The sequence below is a fragment of the Lysinibacillus sp. NPDC096418 genome (genome assembly GCF_044762775.1).
In the GTDB taxonomy this organism is placed as follows: Bacteria; Bacillota; Bacilli; order Bacillales_A; family Planococcaceae; genus Lysinibacillus.
This window is the reverse complement of sequence record NZ_JBIWEY010000025.1, coordinates 27,346-49,075: the sequence shown is the minus strand read 5'-3', so window position 1 is coordinate 49,075 and position 21,730 is coordinate 27,346. Positions and strand designations below refer to the sequence as shown.

18 protein-coding genes and 3 pseudogenes are annotated in these 21,730 nt (G+C 36.6%); 19 read left to right on the top strand and 2 right to left on the bottom strand.

Annotation, left to right across the window (positions count from 1 at the left end; all coding sequences use genetic code 11):
• Nucleotides 1–307: 307 nt before the first annotated feature.
• From ACIQZG_RS16915 to ACIQZG_RS16880, 8 genes and pseudogenes are all read left to right on the top strand, one after another.
• Nucleotides 308–819: pseudogene (locus ACIQZG_RS16915) on the top strand (TetR/AcrR family transcriptional regulator).
• 119 nt (nt 820–938) lie between these two features.
• Complete coding sequence (locus ACIQZG_RS16910; RefSeq protein WP_402756656.1) at nt 939–1,361, top strand: DUF3995 domain-containing protein; 423 nt, start codon at nt 939–941, stop codon at nt 1,359–1,361.
• Nucleotides 1,362–1,488: 127 nt separating this feature from the next.
• Nucleotides 1,489–1,914, top strand: coding sequence for an acyl-CoA thioesterase (locus ACIQZG_RS16905; protein WP_402756655.1), 426 nt, complete (start codon nt 1,489–1,491; stop codon nt 1,912–1,914).
• Nucleotides 1,915–1,925: 11 nt separating this feature from the next.
• Nucleotides 1,926–2,300: a DUF423 domain-containing protein gene (locus tag ACIQZG_RS16900; protein WP_402756654.1), complete on the top strand. Its 375-nt coding sequence runs from the start codon at nt 1,926–1,928 to the stop codon at nt 2,298–2,300.
• A gap of 176 nt (nt 2,301–2,476) precedes the next feature.
• On the top strand, nt 2,477–3,790 hold the full coding sequence (locus ACIQZG_RS16895) for an SPFH domain-containing protein (protein WP_402756653.1): 1,314 nt from the start codon (nt 2,477–2,479) through the stop codon (nt 3,788–3,790).
• Nucleotides 3,791–3,804: 14 nt separating this feature from the next.
• Nucleotides 3,805–4,908, top strand: coding sequence for a TFIIB-type zinc ribbon-containing protein (locus tag ACIQZG_RS16890; RefSeq protein WP_402756652.1), 1,104 nt, complete (start codon nt 3,805–3,807; stop codon nt 4,906–4,908).
• Nucleotides 4,909–5,115: 207 nt separating this feature from the next.
• Nucleotides 5,116–6,012 (top strand): DegV family protein, encoded by an 897-nt coding sequence (locus ACIQZG_RS16885; protein ID WP_402756651.1) that lies wholly within the window; start codon nt 5,116–5,118, stop codon nt 6,010–6,012.
• A 161-nt stretch (nt 6,013–6,173) separates the two neighbouring features.
• Nucleotides 6,174–7,379, top strand: a complete 1,206-nt coding sequence (locus ACIQZG_RS16880; protein WP_402756650.1) for an EAL-associated domain-containing protein — start codon at nt 6,174–6,176, stop codon at nt 7,377–7,379.
• A gap of 471 nt (nt 7,380–7,850) precedes the next feature.
• On the opposite strand, the gene ACIQZG_RS16875 is transcribed toward ACIQZG_RS16880, so the two are convergent.
• Nucleotides 7,851–8,810 carry an MBL fold metallo-hydrolase gene (locus ACIQZG_RS16875; RefSeq protein ID WP_402756649.1) on the bottom strand — a complete coding sequence of 320 codons (960 nt, stop codon included), beginning with the start codon at nt 8,808–8,810 and terminating at the stop codon, nt 7,851–7,853.
• 139 nt (nt 8,811–8,949) lie between these two features.
• Between ACIQZG_RS16875 and ACIQZG_RS16870 the strand changes: the two genes are divergently transcribed.
• From ACIQZG_RS16870 to ACIQZG_RS16835, 8 genes and pseudogenes are all read left to right on the top strand, one after another.
• Complete coding sequence (locus ACIQZG_RS16870) at nt 8,950–10,425, top strand: methyl-accepting chemotaxis protein (protein ID WP_402756648.1); 1,476 nt, start codon at nt 8,950–8,952, stop codon at nt 10,423–10,425.
• A 127-nt stretch (nt 10,426–10,552) separates the two neighbouring features.
• Nucleotides 10,553–11,558, top strand: a pseudogene (locus ACIQZG_RS16865) (IS1595 family transposase).
• A 131-nt stretch (nt 11,559–11,689) separates the two neighbouring features.
• Nucleotides 11,690–11,893, top strand: a complete 204-nt coding sequence (locus tag ACIQZG_RS16860) for a hypothetical protein (RefSeq protein WP_402756647.1) — start codon at nt 11,690–11,692, stop codon at nt 11,891–11,893.
• A gap of 138 nt (nt 11,894–12,031) precedes the next feature.
• Nucleotides 12,032–12,313, top strand: a complete 282-nt coding sequence (locus ACIQZG_RS16855) for a hypothetical protein (RefSeq protein WP_402756645.1) — start codon at nt 12,032–12,034, stop codon at nt 12,311–12,313.
• Nucleotides 12,314–12,335: 22 nt separating this feature from the next.
• A pseudogene (locus ACIQZG_RS16850) lies at nt 12,336–12,542 on the top strand (methyl-accepting chemotaxis protein); the annotation flags it as partial.
• Between the two features lie 739 nt (nt 12,543–13,281).
• Entirely contained in the window at nt 13,282–15,987 is a 2,706-nt protein-coding gene (gene acnA / locus ACIQZG_RS16845; protein WP_402756644.1) for an aconitate hydratase AcnA, read from the top strand.
• 395 nt (nt 15,988–16,382) lie between these two features.
• Nucleotides 16,383–17,873, top strand: coding sequence for a DUF6612 family protein (locus ACIQZG_RS16840; RefSeq protein ID WP_402756643.1), 1,491 nt, complete (start codon nt 16,383–16,385; stop codon nt 17,871–17,873).
• 68 nt (nt 17,874–17,941) lie between these two features.
• A complete protein-coding gene (locus ACIQZG_RS16835) occupies nt 17,942–19,366 on the top strand; it encodes a YcdB/YcdC domain-containing protein (protein ID WP_402756642.1) in 1,425 nt (474 codons plus the stop codon).
• A gap of 111 nt (nt 19,367–19,477) precedes the next feature.
• On the opposite strand, the gene ACIQZG_RS16830 is transcribed toward ACIQZG_RS16835, so the two are convergent.
• The gene (locus ACIQZG_RS16830; protein WP_402756641.1) at nt 19,478–20,062 is read right to left on the bottom strand and encodes a DJ-1/PfpI family protein; all 585 of its coding nucleotides are present in this window, start codon (nt 20,060–20,062) and stop codon (nt 19,478–19,480) included.
• 138 nt (nt 20,063–20,200) lie between these two features.
• Between ACIQZG_RS16830 and ACIQZG_RS16825 the strand changes: the two genes are divergently transcribed.
• The 3 genes from ACIQZG_RS16825 to ACIQZG_RS16815 all read left to right on the top strand — a co-directional run bounded on the left by ACIQZG_RS16825 (nt 20,201) and on the right by ACIQZG_RS16815 (nt 21,089).
• Nucleotides 20,201–20,635, top strand: a complete 435-nt coding sequence (locus tag ACIQZG_RS16825; protein ID WP_402756640.1) for an Lrp/AsnC family transcriptional regulator — start codon at nt 20,201–20,203, stop codon at nt 20,633–20,635.
• Between the two features lie 72 nt (nt 20,636–20,707).
• Entirely contained in the window at nt 20,708–20,908 is a 201-nt protein-coding gene (locus tag ACIQZG_RS16820; RefSeq protein WP_402756639.1) for an RNA polymerase sigma factor, read from the top strand.
• 16 nt (nt 20,909–20,924) lie between these two features.
• Nucleotides 20,925–21,089 (top strand): hypothetical protein, encoded by a 165-nt coding sequence (locus ACIQZG_RS16815; protein WP_402756638.1) that lies wholly within the window; start codon nt 20,925–20,927, stop codon nt 21,087–21,089.
• Nucleotides 21,090–21,730: the final 641 nt, after the last annotated feature.

The following is a 21,730-nucleotide window of genomic DNA, read 5'->3' as shown; positions in this document are numbered from 1 at the left end:
ATGTGAACAAACATAAACAAAAACTTCTCTGGTAGTGGGCAGATTTGAAGGCCACACACTATAAAGTAATATAAGTGAACTTACGAATCTTAATTAAAGAAACAGATCATAAGATAGAAAAATTCACTTTAGGTAATATAGGTTAAAAAAGAGCCAATAGCGGCTCTTTTTTATATGCATGCGAAAATTTTTGCTGAGGCGCGTGTAAACTGTAAAGGGTGAGGTACCAAGCAACGTTGACAAAATAATGAGGAAGTAGTAATCTGACTAAAACATACGCTACCGTATGTCCATCTGGAGGTGAATTATGCAATTAACTAAAGAAGACTGGATAAAGGCTGGATTAAATCAATTAGCAGAAGCGGGCATACATAAAGTTCGTATTGAAACACTAGCTAAATCACTGAAAATCAGTAAGGGGAGTTTTTACCATTACTTTCTTGACCATAAGGAACTTTTGGATTCCATGCTCGATTATTGGGATAATTACGCCACAAAACAGATTGTTCACAGTATGGAACAAGAGAATTCGTCATTAGAACAGTTACTTCACATAAGTATTAGCAAAGATAAAAAAATTGAGATTGGTGTTTATGACTGGGCTAAATATGATCCCATCGTGGCATCTCATCTAGTTACTATTGAAGAACAAAGAATTAAGTGTATTGCCAATCTATATCAAAAAAAGGACTGACATTTTCAGAAGCAATGGATAGAGCCAGACTTACTTATTTAACGTATATAGGATGGATGAACAGGGTAGAAGCTAATACAAACTTTGATATAGAAAAAATGTATAAAATATTATTAAATATGTGAATGAGATGTCCCTATTGTGTTTGTAAAACCTAAAGGGATATAAAAATCCTTTACACATACGGTGACGTATGTTTTGTAAGGCGTGGCAGATTGGAAAATAGGTGAAATGGGGGACACAAATGAAATTGATTTTGACATTATCAACTGTAAGTCTTATGGGGCTGATTAGTTTGTTACATGTTTATTGGGCGTGTGGGGGGCGTTGGGGTAGTGAAGAAGCGTTACCGTCAAAAGCGGGAAAGAGTGAACCAATATTTGTCCCAACTAAGATTGGTACACTAACTGTGGCAATACTTATTTTAATCGCAGCCTTCATTCTTCTAGTTCAGAGTGGTTACATACAATCCATTTCTTCAAATATCTATATTAGAGTTGGATGTATCACTTGTGCTTGTGTTTTCTTTCTGCGGGCAATTGGTGATTTTCGTTATATAGGGTTTTTCAAAAAAATAAATCATTCTAAATTCGCTAGAAATGATTCTTGGATGTATAGTCCACTTTGTTTGTACTTCGGGTTAACATACACGATACTTTTGTTTTAACGATGAAAAGGTTTTTATGTCAGGGAAAAGTATATTTTGTAGCTTAATTACCTTGATCTTTATTAGAGAGTCTTAATCACCGCTAAATTAACATTTTTACGCTATAATAATATGCGAGGTGAAGAAAATGTTTATAAGTGAAAAACAAATTGAAGTGCGCTATGCAGAAACAGATCAGATGGGTGTTGTGTATCACGCAAATTACATCGTCTGGCTAGAGATTGGCCGTACCCAGTTAGTGAAAGATGCGGGCTTTGAGTATGCGGCATTAGAAAAAGAGGGGTACGTTTCCCCAGTAATGGATTTATCCATTTCGTATAAGGCAGCCATGTATTATGGACAGGTTGCTACGGTACGTACATGGGTTGAAAAACACGATCGTTTACGTACGACATATGGCTATGAAATTTTACATGAAGATGGAACAATTGCTGCGACTGCACAATCAGTACATATTTTGGCACAAAAAGACACGTTACGTCCGGTTTCCTTAAGTAAAATTGATCCGGCTTGGGATGCGAAGTATAAAGAAATTGCTCGTGAGCAAAAATAGGAGAAACAACTATGCAAATTTTAATCGTCTTAGGCGCTATAATGGCTTGTTTAGGTGTTGCGCTCGGTGCATTTGGTGCACATGCATTAAAAGATAAATTCCCTGAACCACGATACGCTGCTATTTGGGAGACAGCCGTGCAGTATCATATGTATCATGCGATTGGCTTAATAGGGCTCGGTATTTTATCTAGTGAAGCATTACTTGGGAATTCTAGTATGTTATCGTGGGCAGGATATTTGATGTTTGCGGGGATTATCTTCTTCTCTGGTAGCTTGTATGTCCTAGCTGTTACTGGTGTTAAAAAACTGGGAGCAATTACACCGATTGGTGGATTACTATTTATGATCGCTTGGGTGCTGGTTGTATTTTCTGTAATTGCTTAGACTTGAGATGTTGTACACAGACTTGTGTGCAGCATCTTATTTTTATTAGTGACATTGTTAATCTAAAATAAGATGCTGAAACCGAATACGGTTTGATACGTAAAACAGTAGTGCGTGTATTTTTATAAATGATAAAATAGATTGAAAGAGTAAATCTCTAAAAGGTGGGAAAAGTAATGGGTTTATTAAAAGCAGGCGTGGGCGCATTTGCAGGAGTGTTAGAAGATCAGTGGCGAGAATATTTCTACTGTGAAGCATTGACAGCGGATGTATTAGTTACAAAAGGTTTAAAACGTACAACAAAGCGTGGCTCAAATAAGGGAAATGACAATATTATTAGTAATGGCTCGATGATTGCGATTAACGAAGGTCAATGTATGATGATTGTCGAGCAAGGGAAAATTGTCGAGTTCTCTTCAGAGTCCGGTGAATATGTGTATGATACATCAACGGAACCAACGATTATGTATGGAAACGACCTTTCATCTACTATAAAGGAAACATTTAAAGAAATCGGTAAACGTTTTACATTCGGTGGAGAACCGGCGAAAGATCAGCGAATTTATTATTTCAATAAGAAAGAGATTATTGGTAATAAGTACGGCACGCCAAGTCCGATTCCATTTCGAGTGATCGACCGTAATATTGGTTTAGACATTGATATTTCGATTCGTTGTCATGGTGAATATTCATATAAAATTATTGACCCCCTATTATTCTATTCGAATGTTTGTGGGAATGTAGAGCATACATTTACGCGTGATGCCATTGATAGTCAATTAAAAACGGAGCTTATGACAGCATTACAACCAGCTTTTGCTCAAATTTCAGCAAGTGGCGTACGTTATAGTGAAATACCTGCCCATACAGTAGCGCTTGCCGATGCACTTAATAAAGTGCTATCAGAAAAATGGCTTGCAACACGCGGCTTAGCTGTTGTCTCATTCGGTATAAGTACATTAAAAGCGTCTGAAGAAGATGAAGAGATGATAAAGCAGCTACAACGAAATGCTGTAATGCGTGATCCTGGTATGGCTGCAGCTCATCTAACAGGAGCCCAGGCTGAAGCAATGATTGCTGCTTCTAAAAATCAAGGGGGCGCAATGACCGGCTTTATGGGTATGAACATGGCCACACAAGCAGGAGGTGTTAATGCTAGTCAATTATTTCAGATGAGTGAGCAAAATAAGCAGGCTCAAATGGCACAATCTGTTGAAATACCTGGAGCTTGGACATGCGCATGTGGACACACTGATTCAGGTAAATTTTGTTCGAACTGTGGTTCATCGAAGCCAACTGTAGATGGTTGGACATGTACATGTGGTGCTATCAATAAAGGTAAATTCTGTAGTGAATGTGGCTCTAAAAAGCCTACCGGTGCAATACAATATGCTTGCGATAAATGTGGCTGGGAACCAGAAGAAACGTCAAATCCACCTAAGTTCTGTCCTGAATGTGGGGATGTTTTCGATGACAATGATATTAAATAAGGAGATGACTAATGATGACGACGCAAGAAGCCGAAAACGTTAAAGAGGTAAAGCTCGATTTCGACGCTGAATGTCCATCATGTAGTGCATCCATTGAATTTAATCCTATCACGGGTAGGTTAACTTGCCCCTATTGTGGCTTTGAAACAGAGATTGCGGTACCAGAAAAAGAAGAGGGAAAAGTCGCGCAGGAAATGGATTTTACGAAAGCAGAGGAACGTGGCAATTTTAACTGGGGCGTAGAAAAGAAAACGGTTATTTGTGAGGCATGTGCAGCAGAGACAATTTATGATGCATTACAGGTAGCTGATAGTTGCCCGTATTGTGGCTCCAACCAGGTTATGGAAGCAAGTGCTAGAAATACTCTTGCACCAAACGGGGTTTGTACCTTCGAAGTGACTGACAAACAAGCCGGCGAAAACTTCCATAAGTGGATTAAAGGGAAATGGTTTACACCAAAAGCTGCAAAAAATAGCGCAAAACCTGATTCATTTCAAGGCGTTTATCTTCCTTATTGGACATTTGATACGAAAACGAGTTCTCGTTATTCTGCTAAATACGGACGCCATCGTACCGTGACGGATAAAGATGGTAAAACACATACAGAAACAGATTGGTATAGAACTACTGGATTCTACCAGGAGTTTATCGATGATCATTTAGTGAGTGCAACTACGCGTTATGATCGCAATATGATGCGCAAGATTGAACCATTTAATTTGCTGAATAACAAATCGTATAAACCTGAATATGTAGCAGGATTTCTATCTGAACGATATAGTATTGGTTTGCAGGATGGTTGGGGGCAGGCACAACGCGAAATAAATCATCATTTAAATATGCAAATTAAGTCGAAAATCCGCCGTGAAAACCGTGCAGATGTTGTATCCAATTTGCAATTTTCGACAACGCATGATGACATCACTTACAAGTATTTAATGCTACCAATTTGGTTATCATCCTTCCGTTACAAGAACAAAATTTACCGCTTTATGGTGAATGGCCAGACAGGTCAAGTCGGTGGAGATGCACCGATTTCGCCAATCCGTGTTACGATCACTGTACTTGTATCATTAATTGTCATTGCGTGTATTTATTATTTCTTTATGACTGAATAACAAAAAGTAGTATTCCAAAAGTAGGGCTTGTATCCACTTGGAATACTACTTTTTTATTTTTAATATTGTCGAATTGATGTCGAAGATTGTAAAAAAATAAATGAGGTATGATAAATGTCACTACTCATGATGATCGTATCTGTGTATAGTTGCATAAGTTATAAAAAGAATAATATTCTACGATAGATGAAGGGGATTACATTATAAATGGAAAAGAAAATTGCATGGGTTACAGATACAGCAGCATTGTTAGATGAAAAGTTCATACAGGACAATCAAATTCACGTATTACCACTTAATATAGTGTTCGAAGAAGAGGCTTTACGCGAAACTGTTGATATGACACATGATCAGTTTTACGAAAAGCTACGAAATGCTAAAAAAAATCCTAAGACATCACAACCTGCTATTGGTGAAGTTGTAGACTTATATAAATCATTAAAAGAAAAAGGGTATACATGTGCAATTGCAATTCATACCTCTCAACATCTTTCGGGCACTTTTCAAAGCGCTTTCACGGCAGCTGATCAAGCTGAATTTGAAGTACATCCAGTGGATTCGAAAATTGGGTCATTTCCGATGATGAAAATGATTGAACTCGGTCAGCAGTTAGAGCGTGAAGGTTTTGAACCTGGCTATATTGTTGAAAGAATCAATGAGATGGCAGATAATAGTGAGCTTTCTTTTATCCCTGCTAACTTATCACAACTACATAAAAGTGGTCGGGTTTCAGGGACTCAAGCATTTTTAAGTAACTTGTTGAATATTAAAGTAGTCATTTCATTTGAAAATGGGAAGCCCGTCATGAAAGAAAAAGTACGCGCTACCACTAGAGCTAAAACATATGTACAAAATTCATTAAATACACATCTAGAAAACAGTATAATCCCTGAGGTTGCAATTATTCACTGTAATGATGAAGAAGGGGCTACTACTTGGAAAAAAGCTTTAGAAAACGAATATCCTCTCATAAACTTCTGCGTAGTACCACTAAGTGCTTGTGTAGCAGTTCATGCTGGTGAGGGGACACTTGGTTTAAGCTGGGTACGCCTGCCAGAGCTGGCACCACTTAAGCAAAAAGAAGCTGAATTAGTTACTATATAACAATAATTCTAATCTCATAAATTTTAGGTACATGAAGTTGCGAAATTCCTATAAACCAACTATTATACAGTCAGAGAGCATTTTAGCTTAAGTAAACTGGCGGATGTAACGTTATTTTGGGATGATAGCAAGGCTGTCATTTAGGTATGGGGGTTTCTACGATGGATGCAATCGAAGTGTTAACGAATATAGATCAAGTACAAGGGTATTTTCAACCGATATTTAGTGCTGATGAGCATACGGTCATTGCCTACGAAATTTCTGGACAGTTATTGTTGGAAGATCAACAAATCAATCTAAAAGATTTTATTAATAATGAAGATATTCCGGAAGAATATCGTATAGATATGGAACGTAAAATTCTACATGCAGCTTTAGAAAAAATAGATAAAATTTCGGAAGAGGTGGATATTTATATTCCAAGTAATCCGAATTTATTGATGCAGGATTTTGGTGAAAGCCAATTTGATATTATACAACAGTATTTTTCTGAAGAAGAGTTACATCGAATTGTGCTCGTTATTTCCGAACACCGGTATAAAGGGGATATTGATAAGTTACATCATGCCGTACGTTATTTTACAACATACGGCGTGAAATTTGCAGTGCAAGAGGTCGGTGCCGAAAGCCATTTAGAACATATTGCCTTGTTGGCCCCGCATATTTTAAAGGTGAATATTCGTGAATTAAATTATGATTCATGGTCAGCCCAAACTGATATGATAACTGCAATTGGAAGCTTAGCGTATAAAATCGGTGCTAATCTTCTATTTGAAGGAATTGAGACCGTGTATCAATTGCAATTTGCTTGGAAAAATGGTGGCCGTTTCTACCAAGGTCCATACTTAGCAAATGCATCTGAAACATTTGTAGAAAAAGATATGTTAAAAGAACGTTTCAAAGAGGAATGTCAGCAATTTATTACTTCTGAAAAGAAAATGTTAGAAGCTCAATATTTTGAACTAAAAAAATTACAGGAAGAGTTACAGGTTATCGTACAACGCGTCAAACCTTCCAGTGATAATATTCCACACTTAGAACATTTAGCAAAATTGCTAGATGTTTATTCCTTCCGTCTTTATATTTGTAATGAGGATGGCTTCCAGTTAACACCGAACGTCATGCGCGTAGATGGGCAGTGGGAGCTACAACCGAATGCCATTAACAAAAACTGGAGTTGGCGTCCATATTTCCTACAAACGATTATTAAAATGCGTAATGATCAGAGTGGAGAAATTTCAGAATTATACCGAGATATCGAAACAGGGGAAATTACTCGTACATTCTCTATTGCAATTAGTGAATCAGAATTTCTATTCGTCGATCTATCGTATGATTACTTATATGAGCATAATATATTTAGATAGTCTTTAAAACGTTGATATAACAAGGGTTGAGGGGTACTAAAGTGCAAAGTACCCCAATTAGTCCCTTAAATGAGTATAAACACTCAGTTCTATCTTCAATAATAAAGCTATTGTGGAAACTACAATCGGAGGATCTCACTAATCATATATTTCTTTTATTAGTGCCTTGTAATTGTAGATACGACCTTTTAGTATACTAATAGCTTTTACTCGACATTTTCCTGAGCTCAATAAAAGAAAGGTTCCAACCTTAATATTTTGGTTGGAACCTTTTCTAGATTAAACATCGACACTCTTCAATTTATGAATTACATACTTAATAATTGCAGTAGTATTGATGATTTAATTAGCCCGTATGAAAATGAAAAGGGCATTATCATAAGCATGTCCTGAAAAGTTACACACTAATAATGCCTCATTGAATCGTTTCAATACCTACGCAAAAGGCATTTTGGTATAAGTAATATTTAGTTACGCCTTATTATTTTTTACTTTTGTAAGATAATCAAGAATGCCCATAGCAGATACTAGTGTATCAAAGGGAATCACTTTATAAACAGCATGATTATTTTTGATGCCTTGTTCTTGCAAATATTGATAAATAATAGCCTGTAATTGCTCGTCTAAAATGTTCGTTTGAAGTTCAAAACTTCCTGCGGATGCTAATGCTTTTTCTCCCGCAGCTAAAAATAATGGTGTCCAATACCTTACTTGACGATAAGCCTCTTTGGGATTGTTATATGCGCCATAATGGCCAAAGTATAATTCTGCAACATCCATGCTTTCATAAAATTGAATGGATTTTTCCATTGTTTCCGGGTCGTACTGATTTGGAGAAGTCGATGGAATGATTAAGTCAACGGCCTCACCGTCCATCTCTGGATATCTCACGCCGGCCGTATCTCCAACAAACATCCCATTTGTTGCTGAATAATGCATGGATACATGATGTTTTGCATGACCTTCTGTATGAAAAAATGTGAGTTGATGCTCTCCTAATGACAATACCTCACCATGCTCAACTTCAATAACACGATCATCATCAATTGGTACTATTGGGTCGAATAATTCATCGAACTCTGATCCATAGACAGATTTTGCACTGGCTATGAGGCGACTTGGGTCAATCATATGTGATGCTCCGCGTGGATGAACGACAAACTTTGCATTTGGACAGCTTTGAAGGAAGAGTCCAGCTCCACCCGCATGATCTAAATGAATATGTGTGACAATTACATAGTCAATATCCTCTACCGAGATACTTAACTTGTCTAATCCTTCCATAATATAAGGGATAGAAGGGCTTGCAGATGTTTCAATTATTGCAATCTTTTCATCGATTAATACATAAGCACTTGTACGTTCAGCTCGATTTAAATCATTTGTATCAATACAGTAAAAATTCGCTGCAATTTTCTTAACTCTCTTCATTTAACAACCTCCAATTTTATTCTTAAAGTGTGAAATATTCTCTAAATATCTTTTTTTATCTACAAAAAGTAATTGTTCTCCTTTATAATAATGGAAATAGATGGTGAATGTCTATTCATTTTTAGGGGGAGAGAAGGCTATGGAAAAAAAGCTGCGTTATGATACACGTAAAGTACACCGTGTTAATTTAGCAATCATTTCGGTTTTAGCCGTACTAATTTGTGGACCAATGATTCTTTCAAAGGGAATCATCTATCTTTTTATCGGACTCGGTGTTATTGGACTTGCTGTAGGTAACTATTTTTTACCGATAAAAACGTATGTAAAGGGTTTTATTTTTGGCATGATTCCATCGAGTGTTGTCTTTACATTGTTTTTGTTCGATAGTTTTTCGCTTAATAAACACTATATTCTCCTTTGTACGATTGCGATAATTGCTTTGTATTTTAAAAAGGAATTAATTGTGTTTTTTGGTGTTTTGACAAATGTAAGTTTTATTATTTTATATATTGTAAATTCAGATTCTCTATTAGGACCGTTCGATGACATCATCGTATTTGTGACGCTACTTGCCATAATGAATGGTGTCATTATTGTATTTTATTTAATTGCTAAATGGGGGAATGAACTTCTTGCACACGCGGATGCTCAGCAGAAGGAAGTTTCCACTTCGTTTAATCAGTTACAGACTACATTTAAATTAATTGAAGATAGTAGCTATACACTCGATGATCAAGTGACGCAATTTCATCAAACGATGCGCAATATTTCAGGGGTTAGTAAACAAATACTTGGTGCAACTGAGGACATTTCAGCAAGTATTCAACAAGAGTCCTCAAGTTTGCAGCTGATACATGGAACAATGGCTGAATCAGTGCACTTTGTGAATGAAACATTTTCAATCTCAAAAGAAACAGTATCTAAATCTAATGATTTGCAGCAAGAAGTACTTAGAGGCTGGGAAAAAATGCAGGAGGTCATGGGGCAAATGGCAGTTATGAGCCAAGCCATGAATGCTACAGCTGCAACAGTACACGATTTACAGTCAAGTTTGCAAACTGTGGATCGCTTATTAAAAGGAATTCAACATATTGCAGAGCAAACAAATTTACTTGCTTTAAACGCAGCTATTGAAGCAGCAAGAGCAGGTGAACATGGGAAAGGCTTTGCTGTTGTAGCAGACGAAGTTCGGAAATTGGCTGAAGAAAGTGCTTCTATTACTGTAGATATTACAACTGTGACTGCAACTTTGTTTCAAAAATCTACTGAAGCATATGAGCGTTCTGAAAAAGGGGACAAAGCATTACAACATGGGGAATTCTTGTTACAAGATGTAAGCTCCTTCTTTAATGTACTTAAAGATTCATTTGTGGAGACGAATTCAGATTTAACGCGTGGTATGGGTGAGTTAAGCACTGCCATTAGACAATTTGAGCAAATTCAAATGCAAATTGACAAGTTGAAACAAATGACAGAGCAAAATGCGATATCGACAAATAATATATTGCAATCTGTAGAGGATGAGAACAAGATGCTTGAGACAATAATTGGGGCTACTGACCATATTCAAGCGCTAAGTGTGACCTTAAAATCACTTGCGACAAATAAAAATTAACAGAAATAGTAATTCACAGAGCCTTCTAATCCTTTGTAAAAAAGAAGGCTTTGTTAATGATTGTTGTTGAAAATCGATCTACCAGTACTTATGATCTGTGATGGATGTAACTATATAAAAGTTGGTGATGAACGTGAGAGCAACTGATATTCTTAAAGCCATTCAAAAATTAAATCCAGCAGAGAAACATCGATTACGAGAGTATTTAATTGATGCTCTTACTGCAACGTCCTCGACAAGAACTGTTCTACAAGAAATATCTGAGCGTAAAAACAAAAGTGGTTATCATTGTCTTGATTGCGAGTCGGAGTATACTGTTTGGTTTGGTAAATATTCCACTTTTGTTAAAGGTAAAGAAGTAAAAAACAACGGTATCGCTGTAAATCGTATGAAATGACATTTACTGACCTTACATATACCGTACTTTATCGAACTCGTCGTCTTAAACAATGGATAAAATTTGTAGAATGTATAATAGAAGGATACTCATTGCGTAAGTCCGCTGAATTAGTTGGTAATGTATCTTACGTTACATTATTCTACTGAAGGTACAAACTTTTATCATCATTAAAACAAAACAAATAGATATATCGAATTTTGAATGTATCGTCGAAATGGACGAGACCTATTTCCTATACTCAGAAAAAGGACAAAGAAAGATTAAAGACAGGAAGCCCGGCAAGCGTGGTGGTTCCGCAAACCGTGATAAGCTGACCTTTTCGTAGACACTGGGAAAAGGTAGATTAACAAAAGAACAATTAGACAAAGCCATCGGACATAAACTTTCAAGCGAAAATGTTTTATGCACCGACTTTTGGCGTGCTTTTAAAACATATGCAGCCGGAAAAGGTATGAATATTTATCAGTTCAAGTCAGATGGTAAAGTTCGCACAAAGGGGCTTTATCACATTCAGAACGTTAACAAATACCACCGCAGACTTAAAGCCTGGATACAACGATTTAACGGGGTTGCAACCAGATATTTAGTTAATTATCTTACTTGGTTTCAATTATTAGAAAGTGTTCAACACCAGAGAAATGAAGTCATTATGAAAGACTTGATTATTAAAGGAAATCTAATACAAAATATAGAAACATATCATACACTTAGGTTATCTAAGTTCGCGAAATAAATTTTGTTTCTTATTCAACTCCCATGAAAGAACGTAATAATCTTTCATTTTCTGTGGTGTAGCGTAGATTTTACGCGACATGGATGTCTAACGGGGCAGGATAATTCAATAATACTTATAGGGGGGATTTTATGATTAAGTCTTTAAAAGGGCAATTTATCTTATCTATATTTGTTGCTATAGGCTTTGTTTATGTTAATTTTTCTAGTATTGAGTTTATTGCTGACAAGAGGGATCCAGTCGTTCGTGTAATATTTTTCTTCACCATGATTTTATCGGTGTTTAATGCGGGATTATTGACGGAAAAATACATTCAAACAAGAAAGAAGAAATAACTTTTCTTAACATAACGAGGTACGTTAGTTTAAGAAGTAAATAATAAAAAAAGAACTTTCGCTTTTATGGAAGTTCTTTTTTTACATTCAATATCAACATTAAAATTTAACAGAGCCCCAGAAAAACAAGTGCTTCTAATGCTACAGCAATTAGAGGAAATCTTGAATACAATTGAAGATCGTAGCCGTTCTCTTAACGATAATGCGATAGCATTTGATACGAATATGTCCTCTGTTTTTGAATCAAGTGAACAGATGGTAGATGCTGTAGAGGAAATGACAATTACCGTTCAAAAGGAATATGCAAGTTTTAGCATTATGAACAATGCTATGCAATCTTCAGCAATATTAATGAGTGACACGCTGAATATATCAAAAAATATCGCACAAACTTACAATACAATGAAAGTTATACTTTGATATGTAACAGGTAACAACGAAAATGAAAACCGTTGATATTGCCATTGCTTCCACAGTAACAACCGTTGACGAATTGCAATCAAGTTTAGCAATGGTAAATCAGCTACTTGAGGGCATTCAGCAAATTGCAGAGCAAACAAATCTACTAGCGTTAAATGTAGCTATTGAAGCGGCACGGGCAGGAGTACATGGGAAGGGCTTTGCAGTAGTTGCCAATGAAGTTCAGAAGCCGCTATTACCGTTGATATTACGAACGTAACGAGTTCATTATTTACTAAATTACAATTAACGTATGAGCGATCTGCTGAGGGAGAAGCCGCAATGAAGGATAACAAAGAGATTATACTTACGGTTTCTGATTATTTCCAAACACTCTCACAGGATATGCAACAAACAAACTCTTGTTTAACAAAAGGAATGTAGGATATGCTTCAAGCCCTAGATGCTTTCAATGATATTCAAACACAAATGAAAGAAGTAACGATTTGTGCTGAATAAAAATAGTGCTGCTACCGAAGAAATTTTAGCTACTCTTGAAAACTGTGCATGCGTTGACTGCGACATGTCATGATTCTTTGAATAAAATACAAGCATTGAGCAGTTCTTTAAAAGAACTAACTATACGAACTTAAAAAAACACAGGTAGAACGATTGTACGTTCCACCGGCGTTTTCCAATTTTTAGAACCATATTTTGAAGAAAAAGATTAACACGGATATCAAAAAGTAAGCGTTTACGATTTTTTTTTAAAAAAACTAAAAAATGAAAATGACGAAATTATGTCTTTTTCGTCACAATTTTGCTCATTCGAGTAAATAATCAAAAACTATCGTTTGTAATAAGAAAAACTTATTGAAAAAGATAATATTAATGTAATTTACTTATGAATATAAATAGGCTATCATGGGTGTTGGAGAAAAGACTCGTTACATAAGCCTTTTCAAAAAGATATTTAGGGGGATCCGCAAATGGCACAAGGCAATTTACACAACAGCCGCGCTTCATTCGAAGTTAATGGTAAATCATACAATTATTATGATCTAGCTGCGATTGAAAAAGCTGGCGTTGCAAAAGTTTCAAACCTACCATACTCAATCAAAGTATTATTAGAATCAGTTTTACGTCAATATGACGCTTACGTGATCAAAGAAGAGCACGTAAATGAATTAGCGAAATGGGGCAATGGCGCTAGTGCAGAAGCAGAAGTACCATTCAAACCTTCTCGTGTTGTATTACAAGACTTCACTGGTGTACCAGTAGTAGTTGACCTTGCATCTTTACGTTCAGCAATGAAAGAAATGGGTGGCGACCCTAACAAAATCAACCCTGCTATTCCAGTTGACCTTGTAATTGACCACTCAGTACAAGTTGACAAATACGGTAATGCTGCAGCATTACAAGCGAACATGGATCTTGAATTTGAGCGTAACGCTGAGCGTTATAACTTCCTAAAATGGGCTCAAACTTCTTATGATAACTTCCGTGCTGTACCTCCAGCAACAGGTATCGTTCACCAAGTAAACTTAGAGTATTTAGCTCCAGTTGTACACGTTAACGAAAATGCTGATGGCACATTCGAAACATTCCCAGATTCAGTAGTTGGTACTGACTCACATACAACAATGATTAACGGTATCGGCGTTCTTGGATGGGGCGTTGGTGGTATCGAAGCTGAAGCAGGTATGCTTGGCCAACCATCATACTTCCCAATTCCTGAAGTTATCGGTGTTAAATTAACTGGCGACCTTCCAAACGGAACAACTGCTACTGACTTAGCACTTAAAGTAACTCAAGTATTACGTCAACGTGGCGTAGTTGGTAAATTCGTTGAGTTCTTCGGACCTGGCGTATCTAAATTACCACTAGCTGACCGTGCAACAATCTCAAACATGGCTCCTGAATACGGTGCTACATGTGGTTTCTTCGCAATCGATGAAGAATCACTTAACTACATGCGTTTAACAGGTCGTGACGAAGATCACATCGCGGTTGTAGAAGCTTACTTAAAAGCGAACCACATGTTCTTTGACCCATCATTAGAGCCAGTTTACACTGACGTACTAGAAGTAAACCTTGCTGATATCGAACCAAACCTTTCTGGACCAAAACGTCCACAAGATTTAATTCCATTATCACAAATGCGCGCTCGTTACAAAGAAGCAGTTGTAGCTCCACAAGGTACTCAAGGTTTCGGTTTAACTGAAGATGAGTTCGCTAAAACTTCTGTAGCTAAATTTGCTGAAGGTGATGTAGAAATCCCAACAGGTGCTGTAGCAATCGCTGCAATCACTTCTTGTACAAATACATCTAACCCATACGTATTAATCGCTGCTGGTTTAGTTGCGAAAAAAGCTGTAGAAAAAGGTCTTTCAGTGCCTAAATGGGTTAAAACTTCTTTAGCACCAGGTTCTAAAGTAGTAACTGGTTACCTAGAAGATTCAGGTTTACAAACATACCTTGACCAAATCGGTTTCAACACTGTAGGTTACGGCTGTACAACATGTATCGGTAACTCAGGTCCATTACTTCCTGAAATCGAAGATGCTATCAAAGAAAACGACTTATTTGTAACTTCAGTTCTTTCTGGTAACCGTAACTTTGAAGGTCGTGTACACCCACTTGTAAAAGCTAACTACCTAGCATCACCACCACTTGTTGTTGCTTATGCATTAGCTGGTACTGTAGATGTAGATCTTCAAAATGATTCATTCGGTAAAGACAAAGATGGCAACGATGTATTCTTCGCTGACATCTGGCCTTCAACTGAAGAAGTTAATGCGGTATTAGGTACTGTTGTTAACCGTGAATTATTCCAAAAAGAATACGAAACAGTATTCACAGCGAACGAAGCTTGGAATGCAATTGAAACATCAACTGAGTCTCTATACACATTTGATGAAAAATCAACTTACATCCAAAACCCACCATTCTTCCAAGGTCTTGCGAAAGAGCCAGAAGCAATTAAAGGCTTAAACGGCTTACGCATCATGGCGAAGTTCGGTGACTCAATTACTACTGACCATATTTCTCCAGCTGGTGCTATCGGTAAAGATACGCCTGCAGGTAAATATTTAATCGAAAACGGTGTTGCAATTCGTGACTTCAACTCATACGGCTCTCGTCGTGGTAACCACGAAGTTATGATGCGCGGTACATTCGCTAACATCCGTATCCGTAACCAAGTAGCTCCTGGTACAGAAGGTGGTTTCACTACTTACTGGCCAACTGGTGAAGTTGAATACATCTATGATGCATGTATGAAATACCAAGAGCAAGGTACTGGTTTAGTAGTACTTGCTGGTAACGACTATGGTATGGGTTCTTCTCGTGACTGGGCTGCGAAAGGTACATTCCTACTTGGCGTGAAAACTGTTATCGCACAATCTTACGAGCGTATCCACCGTTCTAACCTAGTAATGATGGGTGTTCTTCCTTTACAATACTTAAACGGTGAGTCTGCTGAATCACTAGGTTTAACTGGTAAAGAAGAAATCTCTGTAAACATTACTGATGACGTGAAACCACGTGATATCTTAACAGTAACTGCTAAATCTGAAGACGGCACAGTTAAAACTTTCGAAGCTTTAGCTCGTTTCGACTCAGAAGTAGAAGTAGATTACTACCGTCACGGTGGTATCTTACAAATGGTTCTTCGCGCGAAAGCTGCTGAATAATTCATTTAAAAAAAACCGATCTCTTAGGAGGTCGGTTTTTTTGTTGATCTATTCAATTTTAATGGGCAGTAAGACGCCAACTCAAAATTTAAGAGGGCTAGGAGAAGTTTAGGGGGAAGTTCAACTGTTTATAAAAGTCCAATTGATGATGGCCAACAGGAAGTTGGTCATGCTAGCGTAGTCACACGACGTGACTGTTCTTATCTGAGTTCATTTTTCATCACTGCGGAATGAAGGAAAGTCACATTCTTATGAAAACGTTTACATTAGTATGTCCTATGTGTAAAAGCCTTGCTGATTGAAGCTCCACTTCATAGCATTTTCCCACGAATTAATGTATAATTATAGATGTAATAGTTTTACAAACTATATATATTAGTGGGAGAGATGGAATAATGAAACATAAGAAAAACAAATTTTATACAACATCTGCGGTTGCATTAGCAGTAACTGCTATGGCAGTAGTACCTGCATCAGCGGCAAGCCCTTTTTCAGATGTAAGTGAAGACCATCCACATTTTAAAGGAATTTCTACACTTTCTAAAGCAGGTGTTATAAATGGCTATAATGATGGCACTTTTAAACCGGCCCAAGCTGTGACACGAGGACAAGCTGCTAAAATAATTGTCAATGCATTTGAACTTGCCGCAGCAGATTCTGTAGAAAAACAAAGTTTCAAAGACCTTAATAAATCAAGTGAGTATTATGAATCTATCACAAAATTAACAGCGCTTGGTGTGGTGAAAGGGTATGATGATAACACATTCCGTCCAAACGAAACTGTCACACGTGGACAATTGGCTGTGATGATTGCACGAGCATTAAACTTAAATGCAAAAGGAACAAGTCCATATACTGATGTACCAGAGGGCAGTCCCTATGCAAATGCTGTTACAGCACTCTATGAAGCAGGTATTTCGAAAGGCATTTCTGCTACAGAATATGGTGTAAATGATAAAGTGACACGTGGTCAATTAGCTACATTTATTGTCAATGCTATGACAACAACGCCAACAGTGTCACAGCCAAGCTCTCTACCTTTAGAAGAAGTGTTTAACAAAGCTTTAGCCAAACAACAAGACATCAAAAGTATGAAAACAACTATGACAATGACACAGGCAATTGAAGTAAATGAAGGGAAAGAAACATTCAAAGCAAACACTTCTACCAAAATGTTAATGGATGTAGTGATAGATCCTATGCAATTTTTCGTTGAGGGAACAGTCGCTATGACAGAACCTGAGAGTGGCGAGGCAATGGAAATGCCATTAAAGATGTACATGACAGCAAAAGATGGTATGTATATGTACGAAGCGACAGAAGGGGCTTGGATTAAGTTCCCTAGTGATATGTTTAATTCGTATAATGCCATTCTCGATCAAGCAGGCGTGCAAGCAAGTGCTGCTGATCAGCTTGAAATGCTGAAAGAATTTGCAAAAGATTTTACATTGAAAGAAACAGATAATAGCTATATATTGACACTAAATGCAGATGGTGAGAAGTTCAATAAATTGATTAAAGATCAAGTTTCGGCACTATTACCTATGATGGAAACAGGTACAGAAGATAAAGAAGCTGAATTAGCAGAAGAGCAAATTTTAGCTTCGTTGAGTAATATGTCATTTGATAATGTAAAATATCAATTAACAATTGATAAAAAATCATTTGATATTAAAAATATCGTGATGGATATGACTTTAGCAATGACAATGGAAGACGTTAAAATGAAGATTGACCAAAAATCAAACATCACATACGATGAATTTAATACAATTAAAACAATTACCATCCCACAAGATGTGCTGAAAAATGCGAAGGAGTTACCAGCAATAACTGTAGATGAAAAGGAGCTAGTTTCCACAATTACGCTTCCAATCTTAAAGTAAATCTGTATTGAATATGGCAGTGGTGGTTGTAAGAACTGCTATTGATGAGCAGAATAGGAGCAAATTACTTGCTAAAAGCAAAAATGAGGCAACATGCATTATCATTTATTCAACTACCAAACCATTTTAAGCCTTTTCTAGAAGAGTATTTTGAGGGCGAAAATGGCGAGGGCGAAGTAATGTTTTCATGGACAGACGAGGCACAAGATGAAGGTATTACGATAAAATTGGATTACTCAGGTAATTTAACGAGCTTGTCAATTAATATTAAAGAGTATAATTCTGAAATAGTCCCTTTAAATTTCGAAGAAAAAAGAGAACGTGTGGAACGTTTTTTACTTAGTCATTATCCAGACGCATTAAAAAATTTTACCTTCTATAGTATAAAAAAACTTACTCGTACAGAGCGTTTTTATTATGAACAAGTCGTTATGGATTTACCGTTAGGAAATGCGGGTTGTTATATTGATATTAATTCATTAGGGACCATTGTTGGGTTTACTTATTATGGTGTGAAACCAATTCCAAATATCCCTTCAACGTTAATATCTAAAATAGCACTTAGGGAACATGTACAAAATTCTTTGAATTTGAAGCTAGAGATAACTAATTTTTGCACAAGTACTTACAATGTTAAGGAAGACGGATTTCGTCTGGTGTACGGAATAGATTCGCTTTTCCAATATAAAGCAGATACTTTGCAGCCGACACTAACAATCATACATGATGAGCATGAGCCCGAACGCTATATATCACTTCCCGCTTTTTCAAACAAGTTGGAGTTCAATGGTCTATCTAATGAAGAGATTATTGGTATCATGGATGAGATGGAAATCATTCGAGAAGTAGATATGGGTGAGGAAATGGGTATAGTATGGCGTGATCCGGATTGGAAGATGGACGAAAAGGATATATCTATGGATGGCTTCTTCAAAAGACAGACAGAAGATACTGTGAAAGCTTTCATTTCAAAGAAAACTGCTAAAGTGAGAAGCTTTATGTGGTTTAAAGAGCGGAATGGAAATCTTCAACTTAGCCGTGAAGCTTGTTATCAAAAAGCCATTACCTTTTTACAGAATGCGGTTCCTGAATATTATCAGTATTTGCAATTGATTGTTGTAGAACATGAGGAAGAGGACGATACTTCACTAAAAGAAGTATTTAGATTCCATATGCATAATGGTCAAAACATACCTATTCATAATTTTGTTGTCGTTAATGTTAATCGGACTACGGGACTGATTGATAATTTTAGTGGACCGAGTTTTGACGTGGAGGAACTGAAGCGACTTCCTGTAAAACCAACCATTTCTAAAAAAGATGCAAGTGAAATGTTTTTCAATCAAGTGGACTTTGAATTAGCATGGAACAGAAATTATGATGATGAAACTGAATCCTATACGCTTGTTTATCGAGCGTGTGATCGGCAAACTAGAAAACCTATCCGGTACATTGATGGCATAACTGGTGTAGCTATTTCCTATAAAGAGTAATCAAAACTACGAGTTTAAAATGGTCTTTATGAATAATTTAGAGAAAATTAGATTTAATTAAATGTTTAGAAAGGATGCTTTTTCGTAAAAAAAGCATCCTTTCTTATTTGTTTAGTTAAATCCCATTAAATCTTTTACTTTTTGCATGTCTTGGATTGATGTCAGGTTACTAAGTAACAGGAAGGCTACTTCAAAAGCTGTACCTGGATTAGATGATGTAATAATATGTTCTGTCTGGACAATGCGCTCATTAACAATGATCGCCCCGTAGGATTGGAGTTGTTCTAGTCGTTTACTAGTCGGATGATTGTAAGTCGTTGCCTTTCGATTTTGTAAAATGCCGCTATGTCCTAATGCTAGGGAAGCTACACAAATAGTGGCGATAGGCTTCTTTTGGTCGTCGAAATGACGGATTACTTGTTGAAAAGCATCACTAAAAGCATCCTCGTAAAATCCAGCTTCTTCAAATCCACCAGGAATCGCTAACGCATCAAAATCCTCTAAGCGAACTTCATGTAATAATTTTTCAGGCGTTACAGTGAAATTCCAGGTGCACTGTAATTGCTCGTGTAAACCTACAGTAACAACTTCTGTCGATCCATCTCCCTCCCATTTATTCCATCCAAGCACATCTGTAAAAACACTCGCTTCTACCGCTTCAAAACCATTTGCTAACAATAATAAAATCTTTTTCATGATTTATGCCCCCTTCATAGTTCTATTTTAATGAAGAAAGACGATGTTAAACATAAGATGAAGCATGAATTTTCTTTATTTTGCTTTATAATATAAGGAAAAACTGGTTTTTTTATTTATAAAAAAAGGTGGGTACATATGGATCAAATTGATAATGAAATTTTACAGCAACTACAACGTAATGCAAAAATCTCAATGAAGGAGCTAGCGACGATTGTTCATTTATCATCACCAGCTGTTATAGAGCGTGTAAAGAAACTTGAGGAGCAAGGCATCATTAAAGGGTATACCACAGATGTGGACTTAAAGAAAATAAATCGTTCGATACAAGCAATTATTCTATTTAAGTCCATTGATTGTAAAAGTCTTTCAAACTTTTGCAATGCACATCCTGATGTTCTTGAGTGTTACCGTGTTGCAGGTGAAATTAGTTATATTGTTAAAATTGCTACATACTCTGTCGAGACATTAGAGCAGTTTATTGATGATGCGATGCCTTATGGGACACCTTCAACCAATATCGTTCTGTCTGCTACTGAAAAATCAGTAATTCCACCATTTCCAATAGAGTAAAAAATTATTTTACAAAAGTGCAAACCTCTATATCATGAGCCCCGTTTATAGTGTAGCGGAAGGGGAAGAGTGATGTTGCATCGGATTGAAGAGCTCGAAGCAATTATGGAGCAGCATACAGGGAGATTGATTCGATTAGCTTATTATTACGTTAAAGATTTACAGAGTGCGGAGGATATCGTTCAAGAAGTGTTCATCAAATTTTACGACAACTGGCAAAGATACGAGGAACGTGGTGAGCTAAAGGCCTATTTATCGAGGCTAGTTATTTAATAAAAGCAAAGATTACTTGCGCAGTTGGACGTATCGTAAAATTCGAGTGCAAAATAAACTATTTGCCAAGCAAAATATAATGAACATGGATGCACTTATACAACAGGACGAGCACACCATAATTGAAAATGCAATATTAGCACTACCATTGATTCAACGCGAAGCACTCATTTATTTTTAGATACATAATACCTATAATAATCTGTCATTAGATGCAAGAAACAAGCTAATGATGCAATTTTCCATACAAAGGAAAAAAGCTAATGCCTATCAAGATGCTAAGGGGATTGGCAAATTGCACGACCGGGTGACGTAAACTATATCAATATTTTTAAGGCACCAAATTCTTTATATATGGGTTCCGCCAACTCAATGACATAAAACCTAAACTAAGACATTTTTCGGGAAATAAAAACCGAGTTTCCTTGGCTAAGTAAATTTCTACAAAGAACTAGCTGATTTTTCCTATACTAAGGAATCATCGGCTTATTATATTTTTTTCATTACTATGCTATGTTGAGGGATGCTACCGAAGCCGTCACCACCCGTAATAAGGAAAGTCGAGTTAGCAAATTACATGAGGAAAATCATTTGGAAATTTTTTATCTACCTGTTCATAATCTTTAATTTGCTGACGATTATACCCATATTCATTCTCCGTTTCAATGCGTTATTTTTCGATATTAAATCTCATTGCATGCAAATAAGCAGTGACTAAAGACCTGTCTTACTTGAATATTACATTATCAAGATACTTTAAAATGAATTTGTTATTTATGATAAAGAAGCATTAATTTGTGTCGTTAGACAAATTAATGCTTC

Excerpts from the sequence above, each read along its gene's own strand:
- ACIQZG_RS16885 (WP_402756651.1), top strand. The coding sequence starts at position 5,116 with ATGGAAAAGAAAATTGCATGGGTTACAGATACAGCAGCATTGTTAGAT.
- ACIQZG_RS16880 (WP_402756650.1), top strand. The coding sequence starts at position 6,174 with ATGGATGCAATCGAAGTGTTAACGAATATAGATCAAGTACAAGGGTAT.
- ACIQZG_RS16840 (WP_402756643.1), top strand. The coding sequence starts at position 16,383 with ATGAAACATAAGAAAAACAAATTTTATACAACATCTGCGGTTGCATTA.
- ACIQZG_RS16830 (WP_402756641.1), bottom strand. The coding sequence starts at position 20,062 with ATGAAAAAGATTTTATTATTGTTAGCAAATGGTTTTGAAGCGGTAGAA.
- ACIQZG_RS16820 (WP_402756639.1), top strand. The coding sequence starts at position 20,708 with ATGTTGCATCGGATTGAAGAGCTCGAAGCAATTATGGAGCAGCATACA.
- ACIQZG_RS16905 (WP_402756655.1), top strand. The coding sequence starts at position 1,489 with ATGTTTATAAGTGAAAAACAAATTGAAGTGCGCTATGCAGAAACAGAT.
- ACIQZG_RS16890 (WP_402756652.1), top strand. The coding sequence starts at position 3,805 with ATGACGACGCAAGAAGCCGAAAACGTTAAAGAGGTAAAGCTCGATTTC.
- ACIQZG_RS16870 (WP_402756648.1), top strand. The coding sequence starts at position 8,950 with ATGGAAAAAAAGCTGCGTTATGATACACGTAAAGTACACCGTGTTAAT.
- ACIQZG_RS16910 (WP_402756656.1), top strand. The coding sequence starts at position 939 with ATGAAATTGATTTTGACATTATCAACTGTAAGTCTTATGGGGCTGATT.
- ACIQZG_RS16825 (WP_402756640.1), top strand. The coding sequence starts at position 20,201 with ATGGATCAAATTGATAATGAAATTTTACAGCAACTACAACGTAATGCA.
- ACIQZG_RS16895 (WP_402756653.1), top strand. The coding sequence starts at position 2,477 with ATGGGTTTATTAAAAGCAGGCGTGGGCGCATTTGCAGGAGTGTTAGAA.
- ACIQZG_RS16860 (WP_402756647.1), top strand. The coding sequence starts at position 11,690 with ATGATTAAGTCTTTAAAAGGGCAATTTATCTTATCTATATTTGTTGCT.
- ACIQZG_RS16875 (WP_402756649.1), bottom strand. The coding sequence starts at position 8,810 with ATGAAGAGAGTTAAGAAAATTGCAGCGAATTTTTACTGTATTGATACA.
- ACIQZG_RS16855 (WP_402756645.1), top strand. The coding sequence starts at position 12,032 with ATGCTACAGCAATTAGAGGAAATCTTGAATACAATTGAAGATCGTAGC.
- acnA (WP_402756644.1), top strand. The coding sequence starts at position 13,282 with ATGGCACAAGGCAATTTACACAACAGCCGCGCTTCATTCGAAGTTAAT.
- ACIQZG_RS16900 (WP_402756654.1), top strand. The coding sequence starts at position 1,926 with ATGCAAATTTTAATCGTCTTAGGCGCTATAATGGCTTGTTTAGGTGTT.